This window comes from Hyunsoonleella flava, from assembly GCF_004310325.1.
Classification (GTDB): Bacteria; Bacteroidota; Bacteroidia; order Flavobacteriales; family Flavobacteriaceae; genus Jejuia; species Jejuia flava.
The window spans coordinates 59373-78519 of sequence record NZ_SIRT01000009.1; the positions used below are offsets into that span (position 1 = coordinate 59373).

Annotated in this window: 17 protein-coding genes; 12 read left to right on the forward strand and 5 right to left on the reverse strand. The window is 35.8% G+C overall.

Going from position 1 to position 19147, the window contains the following annotated elements; genetic code table 11:
• Positions 1-3: 3 nt before the first annotated feature.
• From metH to EYD45_RS11075, 5 genes are all read left to right on the forward strand, one after another.
• Positions 4-2676: a methionine synthase gene (gene metH / locus EYD45_RS11055; RefSeq protein ID WP_130964614.1), complete on the forward strand. Its 2673-nt coding sequence runs from the start codon at positions 4-6 to the stop codon at positions 2674-2676.
• Between the two features lie 147 nt (positions 2677-2823).
• Positions 2824-3780, forward strand: a complete 957-nt coding sequence (metF, locus tag EYD45_RS11060) for a methylenetetrahydrofolate reductase [NAD(P)H] (protein WP_130964615.1) — start codon at positions 2824-2826, stop codon at positions 3778-3780.
• A gap of 30 nt (positions 3781-3810) precedes the next feature.
• Positions 3811-4911, forward strand: coding sequence for an acyloxyacyl hydrolase (locus EYD45_RS11065; protein WP_130964616.1), 1101 nt, complete (start codon positions 3811-3813; stop codon positions 4909-4911).
• A 9-nt stretch (positions 4912-4920) separates the two neighbouring features.
• On the forward strand, positions 4921-5349 hold the full coding sequence (locus tag EYD45_RS11070) for a VOC family protein (RefSeq protein WP_130964617.1): 429 nt from the start codon (positions 4921-4923) through the stop codon (positions 5347-5349).
• Positions 5350-5352: 3 nt separating this feature from the next.
• Complete coding sequence (locus EYD45_RS11075; protein WP_130964618.1) at positions 5353-6099, forward strand: head GIN domain-containing protein; 747 nt, start codon at positions 5353-5355, stop codon at positions 6097-6099.
• Here EYD45_RS11075 and EYD45_RS11080 read toward each other — a convergent pair.
• The 4 genes from EYD45_RS11080 to gldA all read right to left on the reverse strand — a co-directional run bounded on the left by EYD45_RS11080 (position 6085) and on the right by gldA (position 11782).
• On the reverse strand, positions 6085-7272 hold the full coding sequence (locus EYD45_RS11080) for an acetate/propionate family kinase (RefSeq protein ID WP_130964619.1): 1188 nt from the start codon (positions 7270-7272) through the stop codon (positions 6085-6087). The genes EYD45_RS11075 and EYD45_RS11080 overlap by 15 nt on opposite strands.
• A 1-nt stretch (position 7273) precedes the next feature.
• The gene (pta, locus tag EYD45_RS11085) at positions 7274-9364 is read right to left on the reverse strand and encodes a phosphate acetyltransferase (RefSeq protein ID WP_130964620.1); all 2091 of its coding nucleotides are present in this window, start codon (positions 9362-9364) and stop codon (positions 7274-7276) included.
• Between the two features lie 400 nt (positions 9365-9764).
• Positions 9765-10529 carry an SDR family NAD(P)-dependent oxidoreductase gene (locus EYD45_RS11090; protein ID WP_207303311.1) on the reverse strand — a complete coding sequence of 255 codons (765 nt, stop codon included), beginning with the start codon at positions 10527-10529 and terminating at the stop codon, positions 9765-9767.
• Between the two features lie 362 nt (positions 10530-10891).
• Positions 10892-11782 carry a gliding motility-associated ABC transporter ATP-binding subunit GldA gene (gene gldA, locus EYD45_RS11095; RefSeq protein WP_130964622.1) on the reverse strand — a complete coding sequence of 297 codons (891 nt, stop codon included), beginning with the start codon at positions 11780-11782 and terminating at the stop codon, positions 10892-10894.
• Between the two features lie 280 nt (positions 11783-12062).
• Between gldA and EYD45_RS11100 the strand changes: the two genes are divergently transcribed.
• The 4 genes from EYD45_RS11100 to EYD45_RS11115 all read left to right on the forward strand — a co-directional run bounded on the left by EYD45_RS11100 (position 12063) and on the right by EYD45_RS11115 (position 16246).
• Positions 12063-12890, forward strand: a complete 828-nt coding sequence (locus EYD45_RS11100) for a prephenate dehydratase (protein ID WP_130964714.1) — start codon at positions 12063-12065, stop codon at positions 12888-12890.
• Positions 12887-14032 (forward strand): pyridoxal phosphate-dependent aminotransferase, encoded by a 1146-nt coding sequence (locus EYD45_RS11105; RefSeq protein ID WP_130964623.1) that lies wholly within the window; start codon positions 12887-12889, stop codon positions 14030-14032. The genes EYD45_RS11100 and EYD45_RS11105 overlap by 4 nt, the downstream gene beginning before the upstream one ends.
• A 2-nt stretch (positions 14033-14034) precedes the next feature.
• Positions 14035-14886, forward strand: coding sequence for a prephenate dehydrogenase (locus tag EYD45_RS11110; protein WP_130964624.1), 852 nt, complete (start codon positions 14035-14037; stop codon positions 14884-14886).
• A gap of 277 nt (positions 14887-15163) precedes the next feature.
• On the forward strand, positions 15164-16246 hold the full coding sequence (locus EYD45_RS11115) for a bifunctional 3-deoxy-7-phosphoheptulonate synthase/chorismate mutase type II (RefSeq protein WP_130964625.1): 1083 nt from the start codon (positions 15164-15166) through the stop codon (positions 16244-16246).
• Between the two features lie 100 nt (positions 16247-16346).
• Here EYD45_RS11115 and EYD45_RS11120 read toward each other — a convergent pair whose 3' ends face one another.
• Positions 16347-16793: a hypothetical protein gene (locus EYD45_RS11120; RefSeq protein WP_130964626.1), complete on the reverse strand. Its 447-nt coding sequence runs from the start codon at positions 16791-16793 to the stop codon at positions 16347-16349.
• A gap of 180 nt (positions 16794-16973) precedes the next feature.
• On the opposite strand from EYD45_RS11120, the gene EYD45_RS11125 reads away from it, so the two are divergent.
• From EYD45_RS11125 to dtd, 3 genes are read left to right on the forward strand one after another with little or no spacing between them, the layout of a single operon-like run.
• On the forward strand, positions 16974-17609 hold the full coding sequence (locus tag EYD45_RS11125) for a carboxypeptidase-like regulatory domain-containing protein (RefSeq protein ID WP_130964627.1): 636 nt from the start codon (positions 16974-16976) through the stop codon (positions 17607-17609).
• 44 nt (positions 17610-17653) lie between these two features.
• A complete protein-coding gene (gene rsgA / locus EYD45_RS11130; protein ID WP_130964628.1) occupies positions 17654-18604 on the forward strand; it encodes a ribosome small subunit-dependent GTPase A in 951 nt (316 codons plus the stop codon).
• Positions 18601-19053 carry a D-aminoacyl-tRNA deacylase gene (gene dtd / locus EYD45_RS11135; RefSeq protein ID WP_130964629.1) on the forward strand — a complete coding sequence of 151 codons (453 nt, stop codon included), beginning with the start codon at positions 18601-18603 and terminating at the stop codon, positions 19051-19053. Before rsgA ends, dtd begins: the two co-directional genes overlap by 4 nt.
• Positions 19054-19147 lie beyond the last annotated feature (94 nt).

Below are 19147 nucleotides of genomic sequence, written 5' to 3' on the forward strand. Positions count from 1 at the left end.
AGGATGAAAGTAAAGCAAACTAAATATATGAAGCTGTCTGGTTTAGAACCATTGGTTTTGAACGAGAACAGCAATTTCATAAATGTAGGAGAACGCACCAATGTCGCTGGTTCAAGAAAATTTTTGCGCTTAATTAAGGAGGAGAAATTTGATGAAGCCTTAGATATTGCACGTCATCAAGTGGATGGCGGAGCTCAAATTATCGACATTAATATGGATGATGGTTTGATTGATGGTAAAGAAGCGATGGTACGTTTCTTGAACTTGATAGCTGCCGAACCTGATATTTGCCGAGTGCCCATCATGATAGATTCCTCAAAATGGGAAATTATCGAGGCAGGTTTGCAATTAGTGCAAGGAAAATGTGTGGTGAATTCTATTTCACTTAAAGAAGGTGAAGAAAAATTTATTTGGGAAGCTACTCAAATTAAACGTTATGGTGCTGCTGTTATTGTAATGGCTTTTGATGAGGTAGGACAAGCGGATAATTACGAGCGCAGAATTGAAATAGCAAAACGCTCTTATGATATTCTGGTGAACAAAGTTGGCTTTCCTGCTGAAGATATTATTTTCGATTTAAACATATTCCCCGTAGCTACTGGGATGGAAGAGCATCGCAGAAATGCGATTGATTTTATTGAAGCTACAAAATGGGTTCGTGAAAATCTGGAAAATGTAAGCGTAAGTGGTGGTGTGAGTAACGTATCGTTCTCATTTAGAGGAAATAATGTGGTGCGCGAAGCGATGCACTCTGTTTTTTTATATTATGCCATCCAGAATGGAATGAATATGGGTATTGTAAATCCCGCGATGTTAGAGGTATATGATGATATCCCTAAGGATTTGTTGGAGCATGTTGAAGATGTAATTCTAGACAGGCGCGATGATGCTACCGAACGTTTATTAGACTTTGCCGAAACCGTAAAAGGTTCAAAAAAAGAAAAAACGGTGGATTTATCTTGGCGTGAAGGTGCTTTACAAGATAGAATTACACATGCCTTAGTGAAAGGTATTGATGCATTTATTATTGAAGACGTAGAGCAAGCGCGACAAGAGGCTGCTAAACCTATTGAGGTGATTGAGGGCCACTTAATGATTGGCATGAATGTAGTGGGTGATTTGTTTGGTGCAGGGAAAATGTTTTTGCCTCAGGTGGTAAAATCAGCACGTGTGATGAAAAAGGCGGTAGCGTATTTAAATCCGTTTATTGAAGCTGAGAAATCTGATAAATCAGAGCCAGTTGGGAAAATATTGATGGCGACCGTTAAAGGTGATGTACATGATATCGGTAAAAATATTGTAAGTGTGGTATTGGCCTGCAATAACTACGAAATAGTTGATTTAGGCGTGATGGTGCCACCAGAAAAAATAATACAAACGGCTATTGAAGAGCGCGTAGATGCTATTGGATTGTCTGGATTGATTACACCTTCTTTAGATGAAATGGTGTATTTGGCAAAAGAAATGCAAAACAAAAATTTTGAAGTACCGCTTTTAATTGGTGGTGCTACCACATCAAAAGCGCATACTGCAGTTAAGATTGATACGCAATACGAAAATGCTGTAGTACATGTAAACGATGCATCAAGAGCTGTAACCGTTGTTGGTGATTTGCTAAATAAGAAAACATCAAACGCTTATGTAGCGAAGATGAAGGCAGATTATGATGAATTCCGTACTAAGTTTTTAAAACGTGGTAAAGAGAAATCATATATTTCGATTGAAGCCGCTAGAAACAAAAAATATAAAATTGATTGGGAAACTTCTGAAATTGTAAAGCCCAAAGAAATGGGTGTGCAAATTTTGAAACAATTAAGTTTAAAAGAATTATTGCCATTTATTGATTGGAGTCCGTTTTTTAGAAGTTGGGATTTACATGGTAAATACCCTGATATTTTAAACGATGATGTAGTTGGTGAGCAAGCCACACAATTATATGATGATGCACAAGAAATGATTCAGCAAATTATTGCGAAACAGTCGTTAAAACCAAAGGCTGTTTTTGGATTATTTGAAGCGAATTCCATTAATGAAGATGATATTTCAGTTCAGAAAAAAGGTGAAGAAATTGCTGTGTTTAGAACCTTACGTCAGCAATTGAAAAAGCGAGAAGGAGTTCCTAACCATGCTTTAGCTGATTTTGTTGCACCAAAAACTTCTGGTAAAACAGATTATATAGGTGCGTTTTGTGTTGGTATTTTTGGTGCTCAAGAATTGGCCGAAAGTTATAAAGCAAAAGACGACGATTACAATGCGATTATGGTGCAAGCTATAGCAGACCGTTTTGCTGAGGCGTTTGCTGAGTATTTACATAAGCAAGTACGAACCAAACATTGGGGCTATGCTGCTGATGAAGATTTAAGCAATGCCGAATTGATAAAAGAGAGTTATAAAGGGGTTCGTCCTGCACCAGGGTATCCTGCGTGCCCTGACCATTTGGAAAAGGAAACCATTTGGGAGTTATTAGAGGTTGAAAAATTAATTGGAGTAACCTTAACCGAAAGTTTAGCCATGTGGCCAGCAGCTGCCGTTTCGGGGTATTATTTTGCAAATAAAGAGTCGAAATATTTTGGTTTGGGTAAAATTACCGATGACCAAGTAACTGATTATGCTGAAAGAAAAGGCATTACCAAAGAGAAAGCTAGAAAGTGGCTGCACCCGAATTTGGCGGAGTAACCCGCGTTAGGGATTGAACGGCATGTTTGAAATCCCCGACGCAGGAGGGATTGAGTAGTGAAAGCCCGACCCGACAGGGGAACGCCCAAAAAATAAAAATAATAATGAAGAGATTCCCGCCACCATGGGAATGACAAGAAAAGATAAATGAAAGTAACAGACCATATTAAGAACGCTAACGGAACAACGTTGTTTTCCTTTGAGGTGATTCCGCCTAAGAAGGGGAAGAATATTCAGGATTTGTATAATAATATTGATCCGTTAATGGAGTTTAAACCGCCTTTTATTGATGTGACAACTTCGCGTGAGGAGTATGTGTATATTGATAAGGGAAACGGACTCTTGGATAAGCGTATTACGCGTATGCGCCCAGGTACAGTGGGAATTTGTGCTTCCATAATGCATAAGTATCAGGTGGATGCGATTCCGCATTTATTATGTGGTGGTTTTACGAAAGAAGAAACTGAATATGTGTTGGTGGATTGTCATTATTTAGGCTTGGATAATGTGATGGCGTTGCGTGGAGACTCGATGAAAGAGGAGGCGTATTTTAAGCCTTGTGAAGGTGGACATGCTTTTGCTAGCCAGTTAGTTGAGCAAATAGCAACGTTAAACCGGGGTAAATATTTGCATGATGAGGTTGAAGCGGAGCATTACTCTGATTTTTGTATTGGTGTAGCGGGCTATCCCGAGAAGCATATGGAAGCGCCGTCTTTGGCAACCGATTTAAAGCGTTTAAAGGAAAAAGTAGATGCTGGTGCGGATTACGTGGTAACACAGATGTTTTTTGATAATCAGAAGTATTTTGAGTTTGTAGAAAAAGCTCGAGAAATTGGAATTGATGTACCAATAATTCCAGGAATAAAGCCGATAGCTGTGAAACGGCATTTGCAACTGTTACCACAAGTTTTTAAAATAGACTTACCACAAGATTTAATTGACGCCGTAGAACATTGTAAGGATAATAAAGCGGTAAGGCAAGTAGGTATTGAGTTTGCCATTCAACAATCAAAGGAACTATTGGACTTTGGTGTTCCTGTATTGCATTATTATTCCATGGGAAAAAGTGATAATATACATGCGATTGCCAAAGCATTGTTTTAAATATTACATTTGTGGTGCTTTAAGCCCGATATGAAATTAATTTACACCTGCGTTTTAGTATTATTTTGTTTTAGCGGTTTTGCACAAAACAAAAAACATACTTCATATATTGATTTAAATAATTTTAAAGGGTATATCGCGCTGCATAACAATGAGATTCTACATTTAATTCAAGAGCACCCTCAGGGTTTTATTCTTAGTTGGAATAAAAAAACTTACGGTTTCGAGGATTGGGAACAACGTTTTAATTATCCAGATTACGGGTTTTCGTTTGCATATCAAAATTTCAATAATGACGTTCTAGGGAATAATGTTTCTGTTTATGTGCATTATAATTTCTACTTTTTAAATCGAAATTTGATGTTTCGTATTGGGCAAGGATTGGCTCATAATTCTAATCCCTACGATAGGGAAACTAACTTTAAAAATGTGGCGTTTGGGTCTACGCTTATGAGTAGTACCTATGCGATGATAAATTATAAAAGGGAACGTATTTTTGATAGGTTTGGGTTACAAGCTGGATTTTCTTTGATGCACTATTCTAATGCAAATTTTAGAGCTCCAAATAATGGTACAAATACTATAGCGTTTAATATAGGGATGACCTATAATTTAGACGAAAAGGAACTGGAGTATCAAGACACTTTAGATAGAGTCGCCGATAAAAAGTTTACAGAACCCATTAAGTATAATGTAGTATTTAGAAGTGGATTAAACGAGAGCGATTTAATAGGGAGTGGGCAATTTCCATTTTATGTTTTTTCTGGGTATGCGGATAAACGTTTAAATAGAAAAAGTGCGTTACAAGTAGGTGCTGATGTATTCTTCTCAAACTTTTTAAAAGAATTAATTCGATATAGAAGTGTGGCGTTTCCTGATGAAAATCTTTCGGGTGAGGAAGATTTTAAGCGTGTTGGGGTATTTGTTGGTCACGAGTTGTTTGTAAATAAAACCAGTTTATTGTCACAACTGGGGTATTATGTATATTATCCTTTTGAGTTTGAAGGCAGAGTATATATTAGGGCAGGTTTAAAACGCTATTTTGGTAAGAAATGGTTTGGAGCTTTAACCTTAAAATCGCATGGATTTAGGGCGGAAGCTGTAGAATTTGGTGTCGGCATAAGATTATAATTTGAAATTATGGATCAGCGATTAACTATAGTAACATTAGGTGTGAAAGATTTGAAAAAGGCTACTTTATTTTATGAAGATAGTTTTGGTTGGGAAAAGATGCCGTCTAGTAATAATGACATTTCGTTCTTTCAGCTAAATGGGATATTATTGTCTTTTTATCCCAGAGAAAAACTAGCAGAAGACGCTCAGGTACCCCATGAAGGAAATGGTTTTAAAGGGGTTACTTTGGCCTATAATACAAGGTCTAAAGAAGAGGTTGATAAGTTGTTTTCGGAACTGGAACGAAAAGGCGTCACCATTTTAAAAGCACCTGAAGATGTTTTTTGGGGAGGCTATAGTGGTTATGTGTCTGATTTAGACAAAAATTTATGGGAAATAGCGTTTAATCCATTTTTACAAATGGACGAAAAAGGGAGTGCTGTGAAAGAATCGTAAGGAATGAAAAGCATAAAATATATCATACTAATAGTTTTAGTTTTTGCCTGTGACAGTGAGAACGCAAACGATTGTTTTCAGAAAACTGGAAATATCGTTCAGGAGGAAGTGGTTTTGAATGCGTTTAACAAAATTTTGGTGAACAGGGATATAGCGTTGATTTTGAAAGATGGTCCTGAACAAAAAGTGGTCATAGAAACCGGAAAGAATCTATTAAATGATGTGGAAGCTAAGGTTGAATCTGCAAGACTTATTTTAACCGATAACAATACCTGCAATTATGTGCGTGATTATGGTATTACAAAAGTATATGTCACTTCACCAAACATTACTGAAATACGAAGTTCTACACAGTATGATATAAGATCTGACGGTGTTTTAACCTATCCAACAATTAATATTCTTTCTGAAGATTTCAATGTTCCAGATACATTTACGGTTGGCGATTTTGTTCTTCAGATAGATAGTAACAGCTTCAGTACTGTATTTAATGGGTTGTCTATTGCCTATATTTCTGGTGCTACTAACAGTTTGAATGTGAATTTGGCTGGTGGTGATTCAAGATTTGAAGCCAGAGATTTAGTGGCCCAAAATGTCACTATTTTTCAACGTAGTTCAAATGACATCATTGTAAATCCGCAACAGGAAATTAAAGGTAAAATCTTCAGTACTGGAAACGTTATTTCAGTAAATACCCCAGCTACTATAGATGTTGAGGAATTGTATAAAGGACGCCTAATCTTTGAATAATGCTATGGATTGCTTTGCGATTTCCAATTCTTCATTAGTTGGGATAATCAATACTTTAACTTTTGAAGACGCGGCGCTAACATCAGCTAATTTATTTGGTCTTATATTGTTTTTTTCTTTGTCCAAAACAATACCTAAATAATCTAATTCTGCACAAACACGTTCTCTGGTTTTGATTGAATTTTCACCAATACCAGCCGTAAATACAATCGCATCCAGTCCGTTCATTATAGCAGCATAACTTCCTATATATTTTTTAATACGATAGGCATTCATAAAAAGTGCCAACTGAGAGTTTTTATCGCCAGTTTCCGCCTTAGTTTCAATTTCGCGCAAATCACTATGTCCTGTTAAGCCTAGCATCCCACTTTTCTTTTGAAGAATTGTATTGATTTCGGACAAACTCAGTTTAAAACGTTCGGCCATATGGAAAATGATAGATGGGTCAATGTCTCCAGAGCGTGTTCCCATAATTAATCCGTTAACAGGAGAAAACCCAAGGGTATGGTCAATACTTTGTCCGTTCTTTACGGCGGTCATACTGCATCCATTTCCAAGATGAATAGTAATAATTTTAGAGTTTTGTTTTCCTAAATACTCAATTGTTTTTTCTGAAACATATTTGTGGCTTGTACCGTGAAATCCATATAAACGAATGCTATGCTCTTCTAAATATTCGTTTGGAATGGCATATTTATAGGCATGTTCAGGAATGGATTGATGAAACGCGGTATCAAAAACTGCAACTTGTTTGGCATTGGGGAAAATCGCTTCGGCAACTTCAATCCCTTCTAAATTTGGAGGATTGTGTAAAGGAGCTAAGGAAGATAAAGCTTTTATTTTTGACTTAACAGTCTCTGTAATTTCTGTTGTATTACTAAAATGCTTACCACCATGAACCACACGATGCCCAACAATATCAATATCATCAGCAGATTTTATAATGCCTGTGTCCTTGTTTAATAACTGCTTGGACAAAAGCTCTAAACCTACTTTGTGATTTGGAATAGCCTGAACAACCTCAATAGAATCTTTTTCAGTATTGAATTTGAATTTTGCATCCTTAAAACCAATTCGTTCAACGATGCCAGAACACAAAATAGTTTCTTCTGGCATTGAGAATAGTTGAAATTTTAGTGAAGAACTTCCTGAGTTTAATACTAGTACTTGCATATTACAAATCTTGTGCTTGAATAGCAGTTATAATTACTGTGCTGTAAATATCGTCAGCAGTACAGCCTCTACTTAAATCGTTAACGGGTTTGTTTAGTCCTTGTAACATTGGACCAATGGCTAAAGCCCCAGTTTCTCTTTGTACTGCTTTATAGGTATTGTTTCCTGTGTTTAGATCAGGGAATATTAAAACACTGGCTTGTCCAGCAACTTCAGAGTCGGGTAATTTGCTTTTACCTATTCTTAAATCTACAGCAGCGTCATATTGAATTGGACCCTCTATTTTTAGCTCTGGCTCTTGAGCTTTAGCAATTTCAGTTGCTTTTCTCACCTTATCCACATCTTCGCCTTTACCCGATGCTCCAGAGGAGTAGGATAGCATAGCTACTTTAGGCTCAATGCCAAAATCTCTTGCCGTTTTTGCGGAAGAAATGGCTATTTCAGCCAATTGTTCAGCATTTGGGTTTGGGTTGATAGCACAATCTCCAAAAATTGAAACCCTGTCTTCTAAACACATAAAGAATACGGACGATACAATGTTTACGCCTGGTTTTGTTTTTATGAATTGCAGCGCAGGGCGCAATGTATGCGCTGTGGTATGTGCAGCTCCGGAAACCATGCCATCTGCATGCCCCTTGTAAATCATCATAGTGGCGAAATAGGACACATCTGCCATTGCGTCACGAGCCATGTCCATATTCACATTTTTGTGCTTTCTAAGTTCGTAAAACGTATTCGCATAATCTTCAAAGTGAGGCGACATTAAAGGTGATGTTATATTGATTTCTGATAGATCAAGTGGGATGTCTAATTTCTCAATTTTTTCTTTGATGATAGTTTCGTCACCGATTAATGTTAAGTCCACAACGTGAGCATCTAATAATCTAGAAGCGGCTCTCAAAACACGGTCGTCTGATCCTTCAGGAAGTACAATATGCTTTTTGTTTTTTAAAGCGCGTTGCAACAACGTGTACTGGAACATTCTTGGTGTGAAGATGTCCGACTTAAACGTGATTAAATCATTTGCCAATTTATCTGTATTCACGTATTTTTCGAAGGTAGCAATAGATGTTTCTATTTTTTCGATGTTCTCTGCATATATCCTAGATCGAATTTTTCCAATTTCATTGGCTACAATAAAGGTTCCTTTGTCTACGCTTATTACTGGTACAACGGTTGATACACCTTCTATTAGTTTTAAAATAGTGTCTTCTGGAGTTAACCCACCAGTTAAGATAATACCTGAGATTTTTGGATAATTTTTTGAGACATGTGCTTGTAGAGCACCTAAGATAATATCAGCTCTATCACCTGCTGTAATTACCAAGCAATCATCGGTGAGACGATTAAGATAATTTCGTAATTGCATTGTGGCTACATTAAAATTATCAACTTGGTTATTCAGCATATTCTGCCCAAAGAGTACTCTACCATCAAGTTTTTTTATAATTTCTTTTAGCGTAGGACTGGATAAACTTTTAATCTTAGGAATAACAGTAATATCGGTTCCTGATTTTATTCGAGATTGTAATAATGTTTTTAGTTGTTGTACCTCGTCAATATTTACCTTATTAGTCATTATTGATAGCACATCAACTTCCTCTTTAAAAGTGTCATGTGCTAGCTGAACATTATCCACAATTTCAGATAGTTCAATGCCATCACCTTTGGACACAATAATAACTGGAAGTCCGAGGTTTTTAGAAATTAACATATTGATATCTAGTTCTAAACTGGAATTTTCGTGTGAAAAATCGGTTCCTTCAACTAATACAATATCAAATCGCTCTTCTAAGTATTTATATTTTTTGATAATATGATCTATAACATCGCCAGACTTCCCCTTGTTATAAAGCTCTAAAACTTCACTTCTTTTGTAGGCAAAAGCCTTTTTATAGTTTATGTCAAGTTCAAAATAGGATACAACGGTATTAATGTGGTTGTCCGGATCTCCATTCTTAGTATCTTCTATAATAGGTCTGAAATAGCCGACTTTTGCAGTTTTACCTAAAAGCATACGCATTAAACCAAGAACTACAACGGATTTTCCACTATTTGGCTCTATAGTGGCTACGTAAATTCCTTTACTCATTTTTCAAGTTTTGAAGTCTTACAAAGATAACTTATCACAATTATTAATATTGGAGTTATCATTTTATATTTTGGGCAAAATTAATGCGATATATCTGTTGTGAATATGATATTTGTCATGCATTCTCTTTAATGCAATAGATTTTTTTAGCAAATTTAATTCAACACCTTTACCATATAATGTATGGGGAATTTATGTTACAACACATTCTATAATAGATGATAAGAAAAAAAGATCATTACATTATGAATAGACTATGGGAATAAAACCGTGAGAGGCTTTTTGTTTTGACAATTTGTAACCTCAAAAAAAAGGAGAAGTTATGCCTATGTTTTGTGAGTTTGTATGTTAAAAGTTTGTCTACTTATCGAGACAAGTAGACAAACTTTTACTTAATGGTTTAGCGCCCCATCCAGCCGCCATCAACTACTACGATCGTACCATTCATATACGACGCAGCTTCTGAGGCAAGAAATACTGTTGGTCCAGCAAAATCTGTTGGTTTGCCCCATCTCCCAGCAGGGATTCTAGATAAAATAGATTCAGCACGTACAGGGTCTTTTCTTAAGGCTTCAGTATTATCTGTGGCAATATAGCCAGGAGCAATGGCATTTACATTCACACCTTTGCCAGCCCATTCGTTAGCAAAAGCCATGGTTAACTGCCCTATAGCTCCTTTACTTGCTGCATATCCAGGAACGGTAATACCTCCTTGGAAAGTAAGTAATGAAGCTGTAAAAATAATTTTACCAGAGCCTCTTTTTATCATTTCTTTCCCTATTTCCCTTGTAAGGATGAATTGTGCGTTTTGGTTTACCTCAATAACTTTATCCCACATTTCATCGGGATGTTCAGCGGCAGGTGTTCTTAAAATTGTACCAGCGTTATTAACCAAAATATCTATTTGTGGATGATCCGCCTTTACGGCTTCAATGAATTTATATAACGATTTTCTATCTGAAAAATCACATTGATATGCACTAAAATTTTTGCCCACAGCTTGTACTTCTTTTTCAACATCACTTCCAGACAATTCCAGCGATGTAGACACACCAATAATATTTGCACCAGCTTCAGCTAAACCAATGGCCATGGCTTTTCCTATGCCTCTCTTACAGCCAGTAACCAAAGCTGTTTTTCCTTCTAAACTAAATGTGTTTAAGATACTCATGTTTTAAGTTTTAATTAAGATTATTTTAGTTTGTAACGTAAAATCTATTAACGATTTTAAGCCTTTTGTTTGCCAACACTAATAAGGGTAAGCATACATTAATGGGATGTTTTTAGTATTGTTTTTTATTTTATACGTTAAGTTTATTAGTGTTTTTTGATATGAAATACACAGTTGTTTTCATCTGATTCAAATTTATTGGTTTTTCCCGAAATAAACTCTAGTAGCATAAATTTTTTACCTACATATCAAAATATAAGAAAATATAGGAACCATTAACGTGCTTGTTTTTTTAGAATTGAAAAGGTATTTCCTAAGGCTAGAAATAAAGTGCTAATGAGTGATGTCTTAAAACTTTAATTGGTCAATTCTCTAAAGAGCGATTCCAAACTCGCATTCTTTTGGTTTAATTGTAAAATCTTTAATTGATTGTCATGGGCAAAATCAAACACGTAAGATCGCATATCCTCTGAAGTTTTAAAGGTTATTTCATATACAAAATCATAAGTATTTACCACCTTTTCAACTTTTGGGAGTTTTAATAAGAAGGCGTCTTCTACACGATAATCAAACTCTACAATAACGGTTTGTTCTTTTTCGTCCCTTAAATCTTTAAGTTTTTTATCGGCTACAATTTCGCCTTTGTTAATGATGATAACGCGGTCGCACATAGCTTCCACTTCTTGCATGATATGAGTGGAAAGAAACACAGTTTTTGTTTTGCCAATGGTTTTAATGAGATTGCGAATATCAATCAATTGGTTGGGGTCCAAGCCCGTTGTAGGTTCGTCCAAAATTAAAACTTCTGGATCATGCAGTAAGGCGGTAGCTAAACCCACGCGCTGGCGATAGCCCTTTGATAATTGTCCTATTTTTTTGTGAATTTCCGGAGTGAGCCCCGTCATTTCAATAACTTCGGTAATTCTAGATTTCTCAACTTTATAGATACTGGCGTTGAAGGCCAAATATTCCCTGATATACATATCAAGGTATAGCGGGTTGTGTTCTGGTAAATACCCTACACTTTTTTGAATGTTTTGAGTTGTATCGGTTCCATACCCATTTACTTTTGTTTCTCCTGAGGATGGTTGGATATAGGTGGTTAAAATCTTCATCATCGTAGATTTTCCAGCACCGTTTGGTCCAAGAAACCCAACTATTTCAGGGCGATCAACACTAAAAGAAATGGTGTTTAATGCTTTTTGGTTTCCGTAAAGTTTTGATATGTTGCTTACTTCAATAGACATATTCCGAAAATGTTTGTCAAAAATAGTGATTATGTAATGTAATTTGAATTTTACTGTAAAATCTTTAAATCTTTTACTAAAACAGGAAAAAAGGTTTTATTGTATTTTGATTTCTTAAAATATTATTTACTTTAGCCGTCGTAATTATGAGAACAACAACGTATTATACATATTTTAACTTTTTTTATTTCTTTTTCAGTAGAGAAATCGAGACGTTGTGTGTATAATTAAGTAACAATATATTTAAATACAAGTCTCGATGAAAATCGAGACTTTTTTTATGATTAATACCGTAGCCATACAAGGAATTAGAGGGAGTTTTCACCATATTGTATCTCAGGAGTATTTTAATAAACCTGTGGATATTATTGAGTGCATGACCTTTGGTAGAGTGGTGGACGCACTGATTGATGGAGAGTGTGATGCCGCAATTATGGCTTTGGAAAATTCCATTGCGGGGTCTATTATACCAAATTACGCCTTAATTGACGATTATCAATTGCATATTGTTGGTGAACATTATTTGGATATTCAGCATAATTTGATGGCTTTGCCCAACCAAAGTATTAATGATATTGAAGAGGTGTATTCGCACCCAATGGCGTTATTACAATGTAAGGAGTTTTTTAAGGAGCACCCGCACATAAAACTTGTTGAAGATAAGGATACAGCTGAGGTTGCGGAGCGAATTAAAAAAGGAGGTTTGAAAAGTATTGGAGCCATTGCAAGTACTTTGGCTGCAGATATTTTTGAATTGGATGTGCTAGCGCACAGCATACAGACTATTAAGCATAATGAAACTCGTTTTGCAGTGGTGAAACGTACAAATTCTGAAGTGCCAGAGCACGAGATAAACAAGGCATCCATTAAGTTTGAAGCAGATCATAAGCGTGGTAGTTTGGCAACTATTTTAAATGTGATGAGTGATTGTAAATTGAATTTAACGAAGATTCAATCTTTGCCCATCATTGAAACACCTTGGAAATATGCCTTTTTTGTGGATGTAACTTTTGATGCGTATGCAGATTTTTTAAAAGCAAAGTCGGTTATTGAAATAATGGGACAGAATTTTAAATTACTAGGTGAATACAAAAATGCTAAGTTATGATTGAGGTAGCAAAGCGATTACATACAGTTGAAGAGTATTACTTCTCAAAAAAACTACGAGAGGTGGGATTGCTTATGGCTAGTGGAAAACCAATTATTAATTTAGGAATTGGAAGTCCAGATTTGCAGCCACCTCAAAAAGTAATTGATGCTATTTCTGGAAGTCTTGCTGATCCTACAGCACATAAATACCAAGGATATCAAGGGTTGCCCGAATTGAGAGAGGCCATGGCAGCGTTTTACAAGGAGCATTTTTCGGTAAACGTAAATGCTACAAATGAAATACTACCACTCATGGGCAGTAAGGAAGGTATTATGCACATTTCTATGGCATATTTAAATGAAGGAGATGAGGTGTTGATCCCAAATCCTGGATACCCAACGTATCAAGCTGTTACCAAATTGGTAGGTGCTAAGATTGTAACTTATGATTTGGATGCGAGTAATAATTGGATGCCAAATATTGAAGCTTTAGAACAAACAGATTTAAGCAAAGTGAAGTTGATGTGGGTAAATTATCCGCATATGCCAACAGGTGCAACGCCTACAGAAACGGTTTTTGAGGATGTGGTGGCGTTTGCAAAACGTAATAATATTTTAATCGTTAATGATAATCCGTATAGCTTTGTCTTAAACGATAACCCGAGGAGTATTTTAAGTGTTGAAGGCGCGAAAGATGTGTGTTTGGAGTTAAACTCGTTGAGTAAAACGTTTAATATGGCTGGATGGCGTGTGGGGATGGTTTTAGGCAATAGTGAGCACATCAGCAATATTTTAAAAGTGAAAAGCAACATGGACTCTGGGATGTTTTATGGCATTCAAAAGGGAGCTATTGAGGCTTTAAAATGTTCTAAAATGTGGTTTGTAACGCTTAATAGCGTTTATAAAAGGCGCCGTGATTTGGTATGGAAATTGGCCGAAGCGTTGAACTGTACTTATGATAAGAACGCTACAGGCATGTTTGTGTGGGCAAAATTACCACCATATCTAAAATCTGAAGAATTTATTGACCTCGTATTAAAGAACAACCATATATTCATTACGCCAGGAACTATTTTTGGCAGTCAGGGTGAAGGATATATTCGGTTTTCGCTTTGTGCATCAACTGAGATTTTAGAGGAAGCTATAGCCCGAGTAAAATAGATATGAAGAATATATACGCCATAGGAGTTGGTTTAATAGGAGGCAGTCTTGCTATCGATATCAAGAAGCATCGTCCAGATACTGTAATTCATGGTATTAGTAGAAAAGATGCCACCCTCAACAAAGCGCTGGAGTTGGGCTTAATTGATGAAAAAGCCACTTTGGATGATATTGAAAATGCTGATTTGGTAATTGTTTCTATTCCTGTGGATGCTACAGTAAAATTGTTACCAACTATTTTAGATAAGATATCTGATACAGGTTTGGTAGTGGATGCAGGTTCAACGAAAGAAGATATCTGCAAAGTTGTTGAAAACCACCCAAAACGCAGAAATTTTTTAGCGATGCACCCCATAGCAGGTACTGAACATTCTGGACCAACGGCTGCGATTGAGGGTTTGTTTGTCGGGAAAACTAATATTGTTTGTGAGGTTGAAAAAACAACGTTTAAGTTGCAGGAAAAGGCTTTGAAGTTGTTTACAGATATAGGTATGCGTATTCGATATATGAATCCTGTGGAGCACGATAGGCACATTGCTTATGTATCACATCTGTCACATATCAGCTCGTTTATGTTAGGGAAAACGGTAATTGAAAAAGAAAAAAACGAACGTGATATTTTTGATATGGCTGGCAGTGGATTTGCATCAACAGTACGTTTGGCAAAAAGTTCGCCAGAGATGTGGACGCCTATTTTTAAGCAGAATAAGACTAATGTAATTGAAACATTGGACGAGTATATTAATAACCTTACACATTTTAAGGAATTAATGAAGGATGATAATTTTGAAGCAATTTATGAGGAGATGAAAAACACCAATCATATTAAGGATATTTTGAATGGGATAATTTAAAGGTTTAGGAGACAGGAGACAGGAGACAGGAGACAGGAGACAGGAGACAGGAGACAGGAGACAGGAGACAGGAGACAAATAAGGGTGAAGGAATGATGTTTGTAGACTTGCCCGCGTTAGGGATTGAACGGCATGTTTGATATCCCCGACGAAGGAGGGATTGAGTAGTGAAAGCCCGACGCCGAGGATAGGAGGCGTAACGCCCAAATAAATGTGATTAGACAACAAGAATTAAATAGTAAATGACATAGCCATAACGGCTAAATATTAAGTAAAAATGGAAAACAAAAAAGAAATGAGAACTTGGTTGGATGATTTAGGATTAGATCATCCGTTAGTAATTGCAGGCCCGTGTAGTGCCGAGACAGAAGAGCAGGTTTTAAAAATTGCACATGAGTTAAAAGATACTGACGTAAATTACTATAGAGCCGGTATTTGGAAACCAAGAACTCGCCCAGGGAACTTTGAAGGCGTGGGGCATTTGGGCCTAAAATGGCTACAAAAAGTGAAGGAAGAAACTGGGATGAAAACAGCCACTGAGGTTGCTAATGCGGCACATGTGAAGTTAGCCTTGGAGCATGATATTGATTTATTGTGGATTGGGGCACGCTCTACGGTGAGTCCGTTTATTGTTCAGGAAATTGCTGATGCGTTAGAGGGAACAGATAAAATAGTTTTGGTGAAAAACCCTGTAAACCCAGATTTACCGCTATGGTTAGGCGCTATTGAGCGTTTGTATTCTTCTAACATCAAAAAATTGGGGGTAATACACAGAGGGTTTTCTACTTATGAAAAAACAAAGTATAGAAACAAACCAAAATGGCAATTGGCTATTGAGTTACAAAGAAGATTTCCGGATTTACCGATAATTAATGATCCTTCGCACATTACAGGTAAAAGGGATATGATTTTTGATGTGTCTCAAACGGCCTTGGATTTAAACTTTGATGGTTTGATGATTGAAACGCACATTGATCCTGATAATGCTTGGAGTGATGCGGCGCAACAGGTAACGCCATCAACATTAGTTCAGATTATGGAAGATTTAAAAATTAGAAAGGAAACGGATGCTGAAGCAGAGTATAACAGTGCTTTGGATAACTTAAGAGCTCAAATTGATGTTGTAGACAATCAAATTATTGAATTGCTTGGAACCAGAATGAAGGCTTCAGATGGGATAGGTGCCCTTAAAAAGCAAAAGAATGTTGCTGTTTTACAGAGCAAACGTTGGAATGAAATTTTAGGACGTATGGTACTTGAAGGTCAAGATCATGGTTTGAGTGAAGAATTTATATTGAAGATGTTTAAGGCGATTCACCAAGAATCTATTAACCATCAGGAAAAGATTATCAATGGTTAATTTTTAATATCTGATAAATATAAAAAGCCTGTTCTTATTTGATAGAACAGGCTTTTTTGTCTTGTATGCTATTTTGAATTTATTTCAGCATTTAAGGTTTTTATTTGTTTCTTTTAAAAATATACCTTGTGATGAAAATCCCTTGTCCATCTTTATAGCCAGCACTTTCTACGGCACTAGTTACAAATGCTAAATCCCATCCTTCTTCGATCATTGTATTTATTTTAGACGTAATCAAAGCATCATTCGCCGCAATATTTTGAAAACGAATACCTCCCAGATTAAAGAAGTTCAAAAGTTTAGTTTCATCAAAATCCTTAACTCTAATTTCACCACGTTTAGATTTGTTTCTCGTATTATCCTCTTCAGTTTGAGTTGAGGTGTACTCTTTATAATCTTTCTTCTCATTTGCACTCACGATTCTAGAACGACCAATACCACTTGGTACGATAGACTCTACACTTGTAATTACCTTGTATTCTACTTGCGCTTCAGCATCAATAAGGCCAAAAGCGAAAAATGCTACTACTAATACTAATTTTTTCATGTTGTTAAAATTAAAAGGTTAAAATGCTAATATAAAAATACTCTTACATAAATCGTTTTTCATTTAAAAGTATTTTCTATTAAGGACAGTTTACGAATTAAAAGGTTGCATACACTCATTCATTCTTTCTCAGAAAAATAGTTTCATCTAGGTTTGAAGTATAAACCAAAATTTTAAATTATGAAACTAATAATTACGTTATGCTGCGTGTTCTCTTTCTGCACATTAATTTCACAAACAAAAATTAAGGGAAGCGTTTTTGATAAAGAAGCACCACTTGTAGGGACAAATATCATCATAAAACATTCAGATAAAGGAACAATATCTGATTTTGATGGCAATTTTGAAATAAATGCTAAGGCTAGCGACACCTTAATCATATCTTATTTGGGATATGATTCGAAAGAAATAGCTGTTGGAAACAAAAAAGAAATGAATGTTGTTTTAAAAGGGAGTATTGCTTTGGATCAGGTAAAGATAGTTGCTTATGGCAGTTATAAGTGTGAAACCATTTGCTGCGAGATAGGAGTAATACAAACTGGGTACTGTAAAGTGTTTAAATCAGATTTGTTAACAGAAAAACTCTATCCAAATCCTTCAAAAACAGGTCGTTTTCAATTGCATCTTATTGAAGATTATAAAAATGTTCAATTACAGGTGTTTAATATGTCTGGTCAATTAATAATGACAATTAAGGCTAAACCAATGCATAAATCTTTAAATTTAGATTTAAGTCATTTTTCCTCTGGAATGTACATTGTAGGTATTTACGTAAATGGGCAACAAATTGGAGTTAAAAAAGCAATTATAGATTGATAAATTCAAATTAAATATTGTTATTTTGTTGTACAATTTAATGCATGACAGGACAGGTTTATAAATCTACAGGAAGCTGGTATACGGTAAAAACCCAATTGGGAGAGTTCTATCAATGCCGTATCAAGGGGAAGTTTCGCATTAAAGGCATTAAAAGTACCAATCCTATAGCTGTTGGAGATGTAGTGGATTTTGAATTGGAAACCTCCAATGATGAAGTGTCTGGAGTAATTTATAATATCCACGACAGAAAGAACTTTATTGTTAGAAAGTCGGTAAACCTATCCAAGCAAACACATATCATTTCAGCTAATATCGATCAGGTGTTTTTAATGATTACCATTGATAACCCTCCAACATTTACCAGTTTTATTGATCGGTTTTTGGTTACTGCAGAAGCGTATTCCATTAAAACTATTTTGTTGTTTAATAAAATTGATACTTACAATGAGGAAACCTTGCTTGAAGTAAAATATTTAGCGCACGTCTATCGAAAAATTGGTTATGAATGTATCGGTATTTCGGCCAAAACAGGAAAGAACGTCGACAAAGTAAAATCCTTGATGAAAGATAAAGTGAGCATGTTTTCGGGGCATTCAGGTGTGGGCAAATCTACTTTGGTAAATGCCATTGAACCTTCATTAAATTTGAAGACCAAGGAAATATCTAACCAGCACATGCAAGGGCAGCACACTACGACTTTTGCAGAAATGTTTGACACCAGTTTTGGGGCAAGAATAATCGATACCCCAGGGATTAAAGGCTTTGGGGTGGTAGATATGGATAAAGAAGAGGTGGGCGATTATTTCCCAGAGATTTTCGAGTTGAAGCAAGATTGTAAATTCAATAACTGTTTACATTTACAAGAACCTAAATGTGCAGTTAAAAAAGCATTAGACGATGATGAAATAGCGTATTCTCGGTACCGTAGCTATGTACAAATTTTAGAGGGAGAGGACGAAAATTATAGAACCGATAATTGGGATAACGAATGAAAGTTGTCATCCAAAGAGTATCTCAAGCAAGTGTAACCATCGAAAACACAAAAGTAGCCTCTATAGGTAATGGTTTATTGGTGCTTCTGGGTATTGTAATTGAAGACACCCCACAAGATATTGAATGGTTGTGTAACAAAATTGTGAATTTGAGAATTTTTGGAGATGAAAATGGAGTGATGAATACATCTGTTAGAGATATTGATGGCGATATTATTGTGGTAAGTCAGTTTACCTTGCATGCATCAACCAAAAAAGGTAATAGACCAAGCTATACACAAGCAGCTAAACCAGATATTGCTATCCCACTGTACGAATCATTTATAAAGCAGTTAGAAAGTAGCTTGGGTAAACCTATTCAGACAGGAGAATTTGGAGCTAATATGCAAGTAGAACTTGTAAATGATGGTCCTGTAACCATTATAATCGATTCAAAGAATAAAACATAGCGTTTATCTAATATTCAGTATTTAATTATTCTCTTTGTACGACTTTTATTTAATTTGTGAAAAACCAAATTGAAATAACATGATATTTCTCATA

What these genes read in the sequence shown, in the direction of transcription:
- metH (WP_130964614.1), top strand. Translation starts at nt 4, where the DNA reads ATGAAAGTAAAGCAAACTAAATATATGAAGCTGTCTGGTTTAGAACCA.
- metF (WP_130964615.1), top strand. Translation starts at nt 2,824, where the DNA reads ATGAAAGTAACAGACCATATTAAGAACGCTAACGGAACAACGTTGTTT.
- EYD45_RS11065 (WP_130964616.1), top strand. Translation starts at nt 3,811, where the DNA reads ATGAAATTAATTTACACCTGCGTTTTAGTATTATTTTGTTTTAGCGGT.
- EYD45_RS11070 (WP_130964617.1), top strand. Translation starts at nt 4,921, where the DNA reads ATGGATCAGCGATTAACTATAGTAACATTAGGTGTGAAAGATTTGAAA.
- EYD45_RS11075 (WP_130964618.1), top strand. Translation starts at nt 5,353, where the DNA reads ATGAAAAGCATAAAATATATCATACTAATAGTTTTAGTTTTTGCCTGT.
- EYD45_RS11080 (WP_130964619.1), bottom strand. Translation starts at nt 7,272, where the DNA reads ATGCAAGTACTAGTATTAAACTCAGGAAGTTCTTCACTAAAATTTCAA.
- pta (WP_130964620.1), bottom strand. Translation starts at nt 9,364, where the DNA reads ATGAGTAAAGGAATTTACGTAGCCACTATAGAGCCAAATAGTGGAAAA.
- gldA (WP_130964622.1), bottom strand. Translation starts at nt 11,782, where the DNA reads ATGTCTATTGAAGTAAGCAACATATCAAAACTTTACGGAAACCAAAAA.
- EYD45_RS11100 (WP_130964714.1), top strand. Translation starts at nt 12,063, where the DNA reads ATGATTAATACCGTAGCCATACAAGGAATTAGAGGGAGTTTTCACCAT.
- EYD45_RS11105 (WP_130964623.1), top strand. Translation starts at nt 12,887, where the DNA reads ATGATTGAGGTAGCAAAGCGATTACATACAGTTGAAGAGTATTACTTC.
- EYD45_RS11110 (WP_130964624.1), top strand. Translation starts at nt 14,035, where the DNA reads ATGAAGAATATATACGCCATAGGAGTTGGTTTAATAGGAGGCAGTCTT.
- EYD45_RS11115 (WP_130964625.1), top strand. Translation starts at nt 15,164, where the DNA reads ATGGAAAACAAAAAAGAAATGAGAACTTGGTTGGATGATTTAGGATTA.
- EYD45_RS11120 (WP_130964626.1), bottom strand. Translation starts at nt 16,793, where the DNA reads ATGAAAAAATTAGTATTAGTAGTAGCATTTTTCGCTTTTGGCCTTATT.
- EYD45_RS11125 (WP_130964627.1), top strand. Translation starts at nt 16,974, where the DNA reads ATGAAACTAATAATTACGTTATGCTGCGTGTTCTCTTTCTGCACATTA.
- rsgA (WP_130964628.1), top strand. Translation starts at nt 17,654, where the DNA reads ATGACAGGACAGGTTTATAAATCTACAGGAAGCTGGTATACGGTAAAA.
- dtd (WP_130964629.1), top strand. Translation starts at nt 18,601, where the DNA reads ATGAAAGTTGTCATCCAAAGAGTATCTCAAGCAAGTGTAACCATCGAA.